At 31.5% G+C, this 13,401-nt stretch carries 14 protein-coding genes and 2 pseudogenes; 4 read left to right on the forward strand and 12 right to left on the reverse strand.

Translation table 11 applies throughout. The features are described 5' to 3' along the window. Nucleotides 1-162: 162 nt before the first annotated feature. On the reverse strand, nt 163-603 hold the full coding sequence (locus tag HMPREF2637_RS05070; RefSeq protein ID WP_070839414.1) for an ASCH domain-containing protein: 441 nt from the start codon (nt 601-603) through the stop codon (nt 163-165). 664 nt (nt 604-1,267) lie between these two features. On the opposite strand from HMPREF2637_RS05070, the gene HMPREF2637_RS05075 reads away from it, so the two are divergent. Both HMPREF2637_RS05075 and HMPREF2637_RS05080 read left to right on the forward strand, forming a co-directional pair. Further along, entirely contained in the window at nt 1,268-1,633 is a 366-nt protein-coding gene (locus tag HMPREF2637_RS05075) for a type II toxin-antitoxin system RelE/ParE family toxin (RefSeq protein WP_061597416.1), read from the forward strand. Further along, the gene (locus HMPREF2637_RS05080) at nt 1,620-1,895 is read left to right on the forward strand and encodes a helix-turn-helix domain-containing protein (RefSeq protein ID WP_070839416.1); all 276 of its coding nucleotides are present in this window, start codon (nt 1,620-1,622) and stop codon (nt 1,893-1,895) included. Before HMPREF2637_RS05075 ends, HMPREF2637_RS05080 begins: the two co-directional genes overlap by 14 nt. A 69-nt stretch (nt 1,896-1,964) precedes the next feature. On the opposite strand, the pseudogene HMPREF2637_RS11535 reads toward HMPREF2637_RS05080, so the two are convergent. The 10 genes and pseudogenes from HMPREF2637_RS11535 to HMPREF2637_RS05120 all read right to left on the reverse strand — a co-directional run. After that, nucleotides 1,965-2,075 (reverse strand): annotated as a pseudogene (locus tag HMPREF2637_RS11535) (oxidoreductase); the annotation flags it as partial. 3 nt (nt 2,076-2,078) lie between these two features. Beyond that, nucleotides 2,079-2,267 (reverse strand): annotated as a pseudogene (locus HMPREF2637_RS11540) (transposase); the annotation flags it as partial. Nucleotides 2,268-2,525: 258 nt separating this feature from the next. Further along, on the reverse strand, nt 2,526-3,260 hold the full coding sequence (locus tag HMPREF2637_RS05090; protein WP_070839422.1) for an ABC transporter permease: 735 nt from the start codon (nt 3,258-3,260) through the stop codon (nt 2,526-2,528). Nucleotide 3,261: 1 nt separating this feature from the next. Continuing rightward, entirely contained in the window at nt 3,262-4,005 is a 744-nt protein-coding gene (locus HMPREF2637_RS05095) for an ABC transporter permease (RefSeq protein WP_070839425.1), read from the reverse strand. Between the two features lies 1 nt (nt 4,006). Continuing rightward, the gene (locus HMPREF2637_RS05100) at nt 4,007-4,915 is read right to left on the reverse strand and encodes an ABC transporter ATP-binding protein (RefSeq protein WP_070839430.1); all 909 of its coding nucleotides are present in this window, start codon (nt 4,913-4,915) and stop codon (nt 4,007-4,009) included. Nucleotides 4,916-5,021: 106 nt separating this feature from the next. Next, nucleotides 5,022-7,094, reverse strand: coding sequence for a cysteine peptidase family C39 domain-containing protein (locus HMPREF2637_RS05105; RefSeq protein ID WP_070839433.1), 2,073 nt, complete (start codon nt 7,092-7,094; stop codon nt 5,022-5,024). Between the two features lie 26 nt (nt 7,095-7,120). After that, a complete protein-coding gene (locus HMPREF2637_RS05110; protein ID WP_070839436.1) occupies nt 7,121-9,901 on the reverse strand; it encodes a type 2 lanthipeptide synthetase LanM family protein in 2,781 nt (926 codons plus the stop codon). 19 nt (nt 9,902-9,920) lie between these two features. Further along, nucleotides 9,921-10,079: a lacticin 481 family lantibiotic gene (locus tag HMPREF2637_RS10860; protein ID WP_080702563.1), complete on the reverse strand. Its 159-nt coding sequence runs from the start codon at nt 10,077-10,079 to the stop codon at nt 9,921-9,923. A gap of 246 nt (nt 10,080-10,325) precedes the next feature. Further along, nucleotides 10,326-10,475 carry a lacticin 481 family lantibiotic gene (locus HMPREF2637_RS05115; RefSeq protein WP_195918055.1) on the reverse strand — a complete coding sequence of 50 codons (150 nt, stop codon included), beginning with the start codon at nt 10,473-10,475 and terminating at the stop codon, nt 10,326-10,328. A gap of 28 nt (nt 10,476-10,503) precedes the next feature. Beyond that, on the reverse strand, nt 10,504-10,653 hold the full coding sequence (locus HMPREF2637_RS05120) for a lacticin 481 family lantibiotic (protein ID WP_037601371.1): 150 nt from the start codon (nt 10,651-10,653) through the stop codon (nt 10,504-10,506). 257 nt (nt 10,654-10,910) lie between these two features. Here HMPREF2637_RS05120 and HMPREF2637_RS05125 point away from each other — a divergent pair, with 257 nt between their 5' ends. Then, a complete protein-coding gene (locus HMPREF2637_RS05125; RefSeq protein WP_070839547.1) occupies nt 10,911-11,609 on the forward strand; it encodes a response regulator transcription factor in 699 nt (232 codons plus the stop codon). Between the two features lie 16 nt (nt 11,610-11,625). After that, nucleotides 11,626-12,990: a sensor histidine kinase gene (locus HMPREF2637_RS05130; RefSeq protein ID WP_070839439.1), complete on the forward strand. Its 1,365-nt coding sequence runs from the start codon at nt 11,626-11,628 to the stop codon at nt 12,988-12,990. A gap of 99 nt (nt 12,991-13,089) precedes the next feature. Here the strand turns inward: HMPREF2637_RS05130 and HMPREF2637_RS05135 are convergent, their stop codons facing one another. Then, on the reverse strand, nt 13,090-13,275 hold the full coding sequence (locus HMPREF2637_RS05135) for a competence regulator inhibitor paratox (RefSeq protein ID WP_070839405.1): 186 nt from the start codon (nt 13,273-13,275) through the stop codon (nt 13,090-13,092). Between the last annotated feature and the right edge of the window lie 126 nt (nt 13,276-13,401).

The following is a 13,401-nucleotide window of genomic DNA, read 5'->3' on the forward strand; positions in this document are numbered from 1 at the left end:
TAAAACGCATCTCGAATATCCCCTTTAAAAAGAGACTGGGACAAAAGTCCTAGCCTCTCAATTGTCTTTGGATTGCCGAGCAAGACGCAATGGTTGAGTGGGCTCTACTACGCTGATTTCATCAGCTTTTACAGTCCTACTCAACTGTCCCACTCTCATGTTCTATAATGGATAAACCTTGCGAAATTCTTCTAAAACAACCTTGCTATTAGGTGTAAAAGTCATTCCTGCCTCTCTCAGCCACTCAGCGAAACAGTCCTCATGAACCTGACGCCAATAGGCTAGGGATTTGTCACCTTCCCCTTCCTTGAAGGCATGGTCAGCTGACACTTGATGAAAAGGCTGAACAGAAACCTTTGTTATTTCGACAATGCAGACAGCCTGATCTTGGCTATCTAAAATGATATCAAAGGTCCCTTCTTGTGGAAGGGCTTCATCCGCTAGAGCGTAAAGATCGTAAGCTGAAGCAGTTGCCGTCTTTTCACCTTTTAAAACCAAGTCTGCCAAGAGATCAGCTTCCACTCCAAAAGCCCAGGCATCTATCTCATCTCCGATAGAGGGGTTAATTTTCTTGTATGCATTCCACATTTCTTGCGGTGTCATGAGTGCTCCTTTCAGCTAAATTTGCCTTTACAATTTAACTTTAACATATTTTCCATGTAATAATTTAGTGTCTCTGAAATCTCTTGTATAGAAATGAAATCCTGTATAATTTCAGTTTGACCTGTACTGATATCTAAAACATCATAGTTGTCATTAACAAAAGCTTGTAAATTCATCTTATCAATGTTTCAAAATCAGGTTTTAACAACTGCTTTCTAGCAAAACGAGAAAAGTTTGAAAAAACATCTTGCTTCATTTGCTCTAACAGTTTTTGATTTTCGATACTGTCAATAATTTTCAAGTTATACATAAAATTACTGTGCAGTGAATTCAATTACTATTATACCAAATCCAATTCTACTTTAGTTATAATTTCCATTTATTTAGTGACATACTACAACACTATCCGAATATAGAAATTAATCTAAAATTACAAGAAATACCCAAAGTGTTCCTTTGGCATACATATATGTCACTTAGAGTTTATCTCAACCGTCAACAGATGGAATAAATTTACTACTATTTTCGCAACTATTTTCACAACCAAAACTAAGATTAAGAATAAAAAATACATAATTACTATATGATTGCAACATAGCATTTGGATAAAGTTCACACCATTATTCTTGAAGAAAAGAACAATATATGCTATCATGGAGATACAATGAAAAAGCCAAAATTTGAGTTTTATACTCGGTTAAATGGACACACCGAGTTCCTAGAATTTTTACAAACTATACCAATTAAAGACAAACAAAAATTACTGGCAACTATCGCCACTATACAAGAGCATGGTCTTTTAGTTGCTCAACGTATGGAATGGGTGAAAAAGCTAGATGACGACATCTTTGAAATCCGCTCAAAGGTTGCTTCTAACATTCAAAGGGCACTTTATTTTCATGTTATCAATGAACGCTACATCATCACCCATGGCTTTACCAAAAAAACACAAAAAACACCCCAGAGTGAGATAAAACACGCTAAGGATTTAAAGAAAGAATTTGAGGACAACAACCATGACCACAATTAAATTTGATGATTTTTTAGAAAACGAACTAGCAGACAAAAATTTTAAAGAAGGCTTTTTAACTGAAAAAGCTATTTTGGAAAGTGCTATTGCAGTTTCTGACGCACGACAAACAGCAGGTCTCACCCAAAGGGAGCTAGCTTCCCTATCTCATGTCCCACAGTCTACCATTGCTCGCATTGAACGTGGACATAACACAAGCATTGAAACAATGAGCAAAATTGCACTTGCTCTGAATAAAAATCTAACTATCAAAATAAGCTAATAGTCAAATTAAGCTCTCAAAAAAGCTGATGAAATATAAATTCATCAGCTTTTTTATCACATGTAACAATCAATGGTTAAACAATGGCCCACTAAGGTGGAACTCAAAGTTTTTAACATCAACTAAACCAACAACTTCGTCACTTTGATATAATTTTATCAAAAATTGTGCCATCTCTTTGCGCATTTGTTGGAGTTCATGAAGGGATACATTTTCAGCTTTAGATTTGCCAGACTTCCCGTATAGTTGAAGCCATTTGTATATAGTTTGGTTGGCAACTCCGTACTCTTTGACTAGATCTGAAACAGGATAGCCTGTTTCATGTAATTGAACAATAGTTTCCTTGAACTCTTTGGTATATTTTTGGCTCATTTGGACATCTCCTTTAGGTAGATACTATTCTACCAAAACGTGTCCATAAAATCATACTAACATCAGTTTCGGCGTAAATACACTCCTTTTTGATCGTTTCGTGAAATGACTCTATACGACTATTGTCGTATGGCCATCCTTATTTGACTAAAACTCCATAACTCTACTTGAGTGTTTACACATAATTATTGACAGTATCCAAATTTTTGATTGAAATTTCCTTATTCTGACATAAACAATGGATATATTTTTAAAACATTATTCGTTTTTCTTCAAAGCTGCCACTGTTAATTTATAGAAAAGTAAACTATATAGACTATTAACAACTAGAAAAATCGTCAAATCTATTAAGGACATATCTGTTAATGAACGACTACGTAGGGCAATCATTGGTTGAGAATAAGGGAAAAACTTTGTAAGATTCTCGTTAATAAAAATCAGCACAAAGTTTAACATGCTACCAATTGTAGCAACTCCAACAACTTTACTAAAATTACGAGTCTTTGCGGTTACGAAGGATTGAAGCGTCATTATCGGAAAAGAGGCCACCACTGACAACAGAAGCCATTTAATATGAACTGCTAAACTGAGGTCAAACGAAATCCCGTCAACTTTAGCAGCTACAACAAAAATAAGTAGTAAAAAAAGTTGGACGGAAAGAATCAGAAAGAAGCCACTTAATAGTTTTCCAAAGTACAATTTATCCATTGAAACTTGATTAGCTTTTAACATCTCAATGTTTTTTCTCTCAAATTCTGGCATCAGTAACTGTCCCACAATAATGGCTAACATAGGAGGATAGAGAAGTGTACTGTTATAAAATGTTAATTGTCCCCATAAAACAAGGGATTGTGTCTTATCAATTAAGACAGCCCTATTAGCAAAATAAACTCCTAAACCGATAAAGCTAGAAAAAACCAAAAATGCCATTCCAATCATGAACAATTGTAATTTGCGAGTCTTTTTCCACTCAGCAAAAACATAAGGTCTCATTTCAACTTCCTCTCTTTCTCAAAATAACATTAGCTAAACCGTATAACATCAAACAATAAATCATAAAGAATACTAGTTTCCAAGGTAACTGTTGATCCAAGAGGTAGGTATATGCCCCATCCCCAAGAAAGTGATACTTATAAGGTGCTAAACTGCCTGCTCCGGTCAACGGATTAAGCAAACTAGCAAAACCATAACTTCTTGGATTTAAGACGATTCCTAAAAAACCTCCTAACAATCCTAAAGCCAGTAATACGCCTTGTTTTTCTAGTACCATTGCTAACGTTAAATAGATAGAAACTAGAGCGAAAATAGATAGTAATTGTCCTAAAAATTGAACTCCTACAATGTCCATAGGAATTGAGATACCAGATTGTTTTCCAAAGCAACAGATAGCTACAATTTCTGCAAAAGACATGACAAAGAAGAAGACCATTGTAAATAAAAATTTATGTCTAAAGATCGTCATCAAACCTAAGCCATTTGTAGCTTGTAATTTAAAGGTCTGTCCTTCTCGTTCATTACTCACAATTCGACTCACAAATACAGAAACAGCAATAGGAAGCATGAGAAGGTTCACATTCTGATTACTAAATAAAGTTCCGACATTTTTTAACTCTGGATGCGAAAAAGCAGACATAAACATTGCAATACTCCACAATGTCGCTACAATCATCAAAAGAGTAACAATTGAAAAAGATTTTGTTCGTCTACTTTTTAACCATTCAATGTACACACCTCTCATCTTATACCTCCTTTGTTAGTTCCAGAAAAATATCTTCTAATGTCTCACTTTCTCTAGTGACACGAAAAATTCTAAAGCCAAGGTCGGTTATATAGGTGATAATATCCGCAAGACGATCGTTACTCATATCGTCTAATTTAACCTCACTCGCCGATGCTTCCCGTACTCTGACTGAACCGAAATCAACTAAGTGTTGAACAATATTATTTTGCGAAAAATCGCCACCAATCTCAATCCAAGTATTTGATTTGATCTCTCGAATCTCTCCTTCATAAACTAAACAACCATGATTTATAATACCAACCCGATCAGCAATTTGTTCTATCTCTGATAAGATGTGGCTGGAGATAAAGACTGTTAAGCCTTCTTCTTTTGCTAATTTAACAATCAACTCACGAATTTCATGAATCCCTGCTGGATCAAGACCATTAGTCGGTTCATCTAATAATAAAATTTGGGGCTTTTTAACTAAAGCAAAAGCTAAGGCTAAACGTTGCTTCATCCCTAGGGAATAGGCTTTCACTAATTTCTTACGATTTTTGTCCTCCGCCAATCCAACTAATTTCAAAGTTGGCCAAATATTATCCTCATCAAAACCTACCATTTTTTGAAATACTAATAAGTTTTCATATCCCGTTAAATTTGGATAATAAGATGGTTCCTCAATCATCGATCCAATTTGATTTAGGTAATCATTATTCTCTTTGATATTTTGACCATTGACTAAAATCTCTCCTAAAGTAGGCTCCACCAAAGATAAGATCATTTTCATCGTAGTTGTTTTCCCTGCGCCGTTGGGACCTAAGAAACCATAGATTTCCCCTTCTCTGACTGTCAGTTTCTTAAGATCCACTGTAGTAGTATCTTTATAGACCTTTTTAAGATTTTTCAATTCAATAATATTATTCATCTCATTAATTTCCTTGTAATCCTTTTAGCCAGGATTACTCCTTTCTTTACAATGTAATTCTACTTTATCATCTTAAAGATAACATTAAGATAGATCAAGATATTTTCTATACTTTTGAATTAATGAAGTTGAAGTAACTTTCATTGGTTTTTATTAGATTACTATGAGTATCTTTATAGACTTTACCTGTCTCATCGTCTATATAGATAATGTAATCAACATATTCAACAATATCTAGATGATGGCTAACCATCAGCATAGTCTTTTTTGAATAATTACTATTTTTTAGAATATTGGTGTAAATTTTATTTTTACTTTGTTCATCGAGGTTACTGAATGCTTCATCCCAAAAAATGATACCTTCATTTTTAAGTAACGATTTAGCTATTAATAGTTTCTGAATTTGTCCCCCCGATAAATTTTTCCCTTGTTTTAATAATTTTGAATGAACTTTATTTGGCAATTGGTTAATAACTTCATCTGCCGAGGTATCTTTTAATACTTGAAATAGGGGTGTTAAATCATCTGAATCCCACTCCAAATTTTCTAATACACTTCCCTTTCTTAAGGTCATATTCTGAAGAACAACACTCAAACATTCTTCAAAATTTTCGATACCATATTTTAATGAGCCATTATAACGTAACATACCTGCTAATAACAGTAATAACGTTGATTTCCCACTACCTGATTTCCCTACGATAGCAACTTTTTCTCCTTTACCAATTGTTAAATCAATATCATTATAAATCGGCTTCATGCCATAAGAAAAATTCAACTTTTCAGCTTTTATCAAATACTCGTCTGAACTCGAGCTTTGTACTAAAATTGGTTTACTGTCTTTTAATAAATCACTTTGTTTTTCTGCATAGACACCTAACCTTATAGCTTCAAAAGCAGCCCCCTTAACTTGCTCAATAGCTGATACTAATAACGAAATACTAGTCTGATAAACTAATAGGTCTGAAATGGAAACATGTATATAATTTTCATAGTAAACTGCTACTATGATGATTACCGAGAGACTAATATAATTAAAAATCGTACCAATCAGCTGTGTAAGATTTTCAAATTTCAAAATCTGTGAATACTTTTCAGTAACTTTTTTATTAATATCCATCCATGAACTAAAGGTCAAACCTTCCCGCCTCATAATTTTGATATAGTCAATATCGTCTAAATCCATTTGCAATTCCGAATTAAAATCAATTAGATACTGCAAATAGGTTTGATTATATTCGTTTTGTTTGCGATAAAGAAATATTGAAATAATACTATACGCTGAAATCATCGTAACTAGAATCACTGTTAATTTGACTGAAATAGTCATCAGATATATAAAAATAACAATTGCTGAAATAAAACTAACACATGACGGAATAATTTTTAAAGTAACATTATCCCTTAAGGTAGATTTGAAATTAATCTTTTCTGAAATTCCACCGCTTAAATGATTTCTAAAATATAAAAGTGGCTTTTTCAATAATTTTTCAAAAAGTATTCTGCTATAATTATTATCAAAATCTAAATTATATTCATCCAGTGCATTATTTTTAATAAAATATCCAAATAGTTGGAATAAAACTACCCCCGCTAGAAGAATGATACTGGCCCAGAATTTAAATTTTTCCGCTAACATGTATCTTAATACTACCGAAAATATTAAAACGCTGATCTGGATTAACACTAATGAAACTAAAAATAAAATAATTGTTTTTGTTTTCAAAGTTTGTATAAAATATTTCCAAAAAATTTGGTTATATTTTTGCTTTTGAAAATTCTTACTTTTACTTATCAACACTATTGTTTTAGAGTAGTGTTTTATAAATTCTTCATAACTATATTTTACTCGACCAATTGCTGGATCTACTATCATAACTTGGGTTGCAGTAATCTTTTCTAGAACAACAAAATGATCATTATTCCAGTGGAGAATCATCCTTTGTTTCTGTTCCTTATAGATTTTACATATATCCTCATATGTAGCATGGTATGCATTCAAGGTTACTCCAAACCTCTCGTTAAGAGATAGTAAGTACGATACATTCAGACCATCCGCTGGTAGGGTATCTTTATTATATACCTCATATAAAGGGACTTTGTGCCCCAGATCATTTAATAGCATTGTATAACATGCTAATAAGCAATCCTCCTCGTTATTTTGCAAAACAATCTTCATGTATAAAGTTTCCTTCCTATCGCTGATTATAGAGTAGGGATTAGAAGGTCTAGAGAATTATCTCTTTTTAGATACTTGGCTGTAGAATATAATATCCCTGACAAACCATTCATAATCCCATAAACATTATATTTAGTATTAAAACTGCACATCCACCCATTTTCTAAACCAAATGAATGCAACTTCCTATACTCAATTTCCAAAATTTTTTCCAACTCTTGTGCTTCGTGTCCTTTAAGATATGAACGATAATAGTTAAGTGCTAACAAATTTCCACTAGTTCCATGACAAATAGAAAAATTGGTCATATTGAATCCAACTTCAATTATTTGAGATACTGCATGTCTAATATCAGCTTCTAACTCTTTTCTTCTAGCACTAGGAATTAGCTGAAATTTTTTATCCAATTCTAGTTGAGCTAATCTTGCAACAAGAACTCCTGTTGAGCCATGACACCAATTAGCACTGGTTGAATTATTTCTTTTATCTATCCAACCTTGAGATATTTTTTGGCGATTATCAAAGTTATTCGCTTGAAATAACATCTCTAGGGCTTTAGAATTATCCAAAATTCCAGCAATATAGTGTAATGCCAATTCTATTCCTAGATTTCCATGTGCTAAACTAACATTATTTGATTCCAAATTATCCCAAGCAATATAATTCTCATAATTAACCTTTAAATCAATTAATTTATCTAAGGCTTGTCGAAGATTTTTAATTGACAAATCACTTCTATACAGAGCAACAATCTCATTAGGAAAACTTGAAAGAAAATCTGCACTCGAAACATTCAAATCTAAACTGTAATCCTTATTTCTATCTAAAATTGACTTTGAGATTTTTTGTCCCGTAATCAACTGTATTCTTTTCAATGCAGAAAGAATACCTAATTTTCCAACGTAGTACGATTGATTTTGCACACTATCGTAAGAGTTTGAGAGAGTTAGAAAAATTCTATGTATACAATTATAAATTTTCTCCTGTCTTTCACTATTCACTAAATCGTAGACTTCACATAATGCAATTGATAATCCAGAAATTCCCTCATAAATAGATAGATCCATAGGTTCAAGTTTAAATGCATCATAATCTGTAACTTTAAGCGTTAACCAATTTGTACTTCCATCTAATTTAGAGCATTTCTCATTATTCAAAATGGTATCAACTAGCGTATTGATACCAGCAAACAAAACCTCTTTATCTGAATTTAAATTATTAAATTTTTTGTACGACTCTTGAAGCTCGGTACTATACAAAGCATTTGGTGTTTTAATAGAAAATTCAATTAAACCGACTTGTTCCTTCATTATGCTCAAGTCAAATCTTTCCAATTTTTTTAATGCCTCGGTTAAAGCAGATTCTTTTAATTTCCATACTATAGTCTCATTATCTTTAATGTCGACATCACTAATACGAGAATAAAAATATGGAATATTCATATTAAGTAATTGTTTTTCTTCAGATTCACATAAATTCAAACTTTCAAAATTTGATAATTTATCAGACATCTTTTCAAATAAAACATTTGACTGATTACAATAAATTGGTGAAGTCAACAATTGACGGACTAAACTGTAATCTCTAGTATTTCTAAATAAAACTCTTGTTTTTAAATCACTAAAACTTAAATAAAGTTGTTTTAGAAATTCTTTATTATCAATAATAAAATGACCTAACTCTAGGTAGCCCATTTTTATGGAATCAATGTAATCTTCTGCATTTAAATAATTCCTTAATCCCGTTTGTCCTACTCGATAAGGTAAGTGAGCTTGATTTTCTGTTTTATATTTTTGTTTTTCAACATGTATATCATCTCTATTCTGGTTTATCAGCACTCTTGCTTCACCAATAAGAGTGCCCCCTAAAACTCCACTAGTATCTCCTCCAAAAATTTTATCGGCTTCAGACACAGGTAACAATCCTGTAGATAGTACTGAATTTCTGCTATCCCGAATTATCTCTAAAGTAGCATTATTATCCGCTACTGTTTCATACGGACTTACAGAAAATACTGTCTCAGCATCTACTAGGATAGGCTGAACATTATGTGAAATAAGATTTTCGAAATGCAAGTCAGAAATATTTAAAATGTAAGCATATGCTACAAGATAACCCATTCTTTTATAAAACTCTTTCGCTTCATCAATCGAACAAACTGGTTTACTGTCTATAAAAGTTTCCCAAAAGTAACCTTCCCTATCTAAAAAGTCAGGTACAAACTGAATCTCTTTTTTTAAATACTTGCTAACTTGATTATCCAATTTTTTTAAAAGATGATTTGGTTTTGACGATTTTTTCTTATAAACTAATTTTTGTCCCTCATAAGATAAAATACAAACTCCACTTCCATTATGAATATCACCTGTTACTTTAATATCAAGATTGTTTAAATTAGGATATTCATCATCTGAGCAAATAAATTTTATTTTTTTCAATATTGAAAAGTCTATTGAAAAATGTTTTTTTACGCATTTAAGCAAATCAAGGTACTGCTCTATACTGATGATGACACGTTGACTAATAGTCGGAAATCTTTCCTCTATTTCTTCTAAAATATCACCATTTTTACATAATACATTATTAAAATAATCATATCGTAGCTCAGCTGTATCGCCAATTAACTTCCCTTCAATACGTTTTTCGTTAATCAAATAAATTAATGTAGATCGATAATAGTCTGATATATTTTTCTCAACCTGTTTTAGTACCTTAACATCCTCATTAAGAACTTCAGGTATTTTCTTTTCAATAAAAACTTTAGGAAATTTATTAAACTGACTATATAATTGTTCTTGATGATTCATTGTCTTACCTTTCTAAAAATTAACAACAGGTAAAGATAGCTTGTAAGCTATTCCAACGACATTCAGCAGAAATAGTATTTACTCCATGACCAGCTCCGCCCAAAAGATTATCTATTTCTTCCATTTTTAGTTCTTGTAACGCTTCCAAAGCTTCTAGATGAATTTTATTATTTTTCATAGTCTATAACCTCATTAAATTTCATGTCGAGTCTGGCTCGAAATTATTTTTCTTTATAAATTGATTCTAAAATTGCAACATAAAGACAAGTTTAAGGCAAAGTAAAGTCAAGATAAATTTCTAATTTAATATATAGTCATAAATTATATGAACTACATGAATGAATAAATAAACAAAATTCATCATATAAAAAAAAGAGGTTTCCCTCTTCTTTATATAACAATGTAGATACTTAGTCATCAAAAATTATGAGCAACATGTAGCAAGAAATGCCCAAGTATTCAAGTGACACTCATGTGAAATGGTTTTAAACACACCGTTCCCAGCTCCAATAATTTGGTCAAGTTCTTCAAGACTTACTTCTTTAATTGATTCGATAATTGCATCTTTTTTCATAATTTTCCTCTCTCTAAATTAATAATTATTATGAGCAACATGTAGCAAGAAATGCCCAGGTATTAAGATGACACTCATGTGAGATAGTTTTAAACACACCGTTCCCAGCTCCAATAATTTGATCAAGCTCTTCAAGACTTACTTCTTTAATTGATTCGATAACTACATCTTTTTTCATATTTTTCCTCTTTCTAAGATTTAAGAATAATCTGCTAAGTTACCTCTAGCACATGACTATTCAAAGCTATTGATAATCCGTTATTATTTTGAGACTAAGTATCTTTGTTACAAGTAAATTTTACGAAGACTAGGTTAAGACAGAGTAAAGAAATCTTAAAATTATTTTTAAGAATTTAAATTTCCTATCTGCCTACAGTTTATTAAAGTAAGATGGTTTATGGTATAATTAAAATAAATTTTATGGGAGGCGCGTATATGAATTTCGAAGCGCAGCTATTAAACAAACGGATATTAATAGTAGACGATGATGTTTCACTTAGTAAATCTATTAAAGAAGTTTTGGTGAGCAGGGGATTTAAAAATATTAGTAATGCTTACAGTATTAGCGAAGGAATAGATATTTTTTCTATTTCTAAAATAGATCTCATTATCCTAGATGTAATGTTGCCGGATGGAGAAGGTTATCTACTTGCTCAGTACATCAGAAAAACTTCTGATATACCAATTTTATTTTTAACAGCCAAAAATAATCCAGATGATGAAGTTAAAGGATTAGATTCAGGTGGTGATGACTTTGTCACAAAACCATTTCTTCCAAAAACTTTAATCTATCGTATAATTGCTTTACTGAGGAGAGCATATAAAGGAGAATCAGAATTAATAACGTTAACTTCTTGTATCATTGATTTAAATAATGCTAGTGTAAAAAAAGAGGAACAGCATTTATCGCTAACTCCAACTGAAATACAGATTCTAAGAAAACTATATACCAATAAAAACTATATTGTGTCAACAGAAGCAATCTGCGATACTATTTGGGGAATAGATAGTTTCGGATATGAAAAATCCTTAATGGTACATATTCGTAATATAAGAGAGAAGATAGAATTATCCCCATCAAAACCACGTCACCTCATTACAGTCAAAGGGCTGGGTTATAAGTTAGTTATCTGAATTTACGGAGTCCTCTATGAATATTTTCAAAAAAGGTATATTAAAATTTATTCTCGCCTTTCTTACCATAATATTTATCGATTTTGTTCTATTAGTAGCTACAACCAACTTTATCCGTAGCCAACAATCTCCTATAGATATCATACAAGGTGTATCTTCGAACATCACCCCATCAAATGGAACATATAAAGTTAATCAAACTGCAAAAAAACTGATTAAAAAGCACAACTTATGGGTCATGATTCTTGATCAAAAAAGTGGAAATGAAAAGTTTAATATCAAAAAACCTAAAAATATAAAAACACAATTTGATTATGCCGATGTCATTAAGTTTTCACGTTATTATTTAGATGACTATCCAATATTCACTCAAATAAAAAAAGAACAAAAAGATATTTATATAATTGCATTTCCAAAAGAAAGTATCATTAGATACGGAAATAATTTCTTTGATCTAAAGAGAATTCAAATTTTTCCGATTTTAATTTTAGTTATCATATTTGTTAACTGCCTATTTTGCCTATTCCTATACCTTTATAGTGTTACTTTCTTAAATCGCAACATCCAGCCAATTATTAACGCAATAGGTAAATTACCTGTCGGTTTAAACAAACAGGTAAATTCTGTTCAAGAATTAGATAGATTAACTTTAGCGGTTAACTCTGCTAACAAAAAACTACGTAAAAATGAAGAATTCAAAGAGAATTGGATTTCTGGAATAGCTCATGACATCAAAACCCCACTCTCAGTTATCGTGGCTAATGCATCATTAGCTATTGAAAAAACAGACAATGATGACCTATTAAAAAATTTGAAACCTACGCTGATTGAGAGTCACTATATTCAAAATTTGCTAAACGATCTCAACATATTCGCTAGACTAACAAACGGTAATTTAAAATTAAATCAAGAAATAACAGACATTATACCCTTCTTTAAGGAAATAATCATACAAATTATTAATCAAGAGATTTGGAATGATTTTAATTTTGAGTTTATTCCTGATAATAAATTGTTGGGTAAAAAAATGTACATTGAAAAATCTTTGATGTCTAGAGTTATTCACAATCTCATTTATAATTCTGTATTGCATAACCCTTCTGGTTGTAATATTCAGATTGTCCTTAACTATATTTCCCGTAATAAATTTTCAGTTATTATACGTGATAATGGAATTGGAACTTCTACAGATAGACTTAAAAATATTAATAAAATTGAGGAATTTAATTTTGATATTTCTGGAGTTCGCAGAAGTGGTATGGGACTAAAAATTTCTAACCAAATTGTTGATTTACATGGAGGTAGTATGATAATCACAAGTGAACAAGGAGAATATTTTCAAACAGAAATTATCCTTCCTATTGAGTCACCTACCTTATAGTACGCAGTCATTCCATTTTAAATAATTGAGGCTATTTTATCACTCTTGTATCCCTTTTGCGAGACCATAAGAATCATCTTACTTAAAAGCTGCATCATTTTAGAACTCCTTCAACTCTTCAAGGACAACATCTAAGTCCTCTTCTTCCACTATTTCTCCAGGTTCTACTTTCTCTCCTGGTAAAACATAATCATGGATCTTGCCATTTCGTCGAATAATACTGATTTTATCTCCCTTGATAAACCCTCTTTCTATCGCTTCCATTACTTCATCATAAGTCATCATTTTATATACCTCCTATTTTCTACAATATATCTATTCGTAAAATATACCAAAAAGTAACAAAAAAAGGCACTCAAAGTTAAAAAACTTTAAGCGCCTTTTTAATTTCTACTATTAGGAGTCACTAGC

The organism is Streptococcus sp. HMSC065H07 (assembly GCF_001837325.1).
GTDB classification, from domain to species: Bacteria; Bacillota; Bacilli; order Lactobacillales; family Streptococcaceae; genus Streptococcus; species Streptococcus salivarius_H.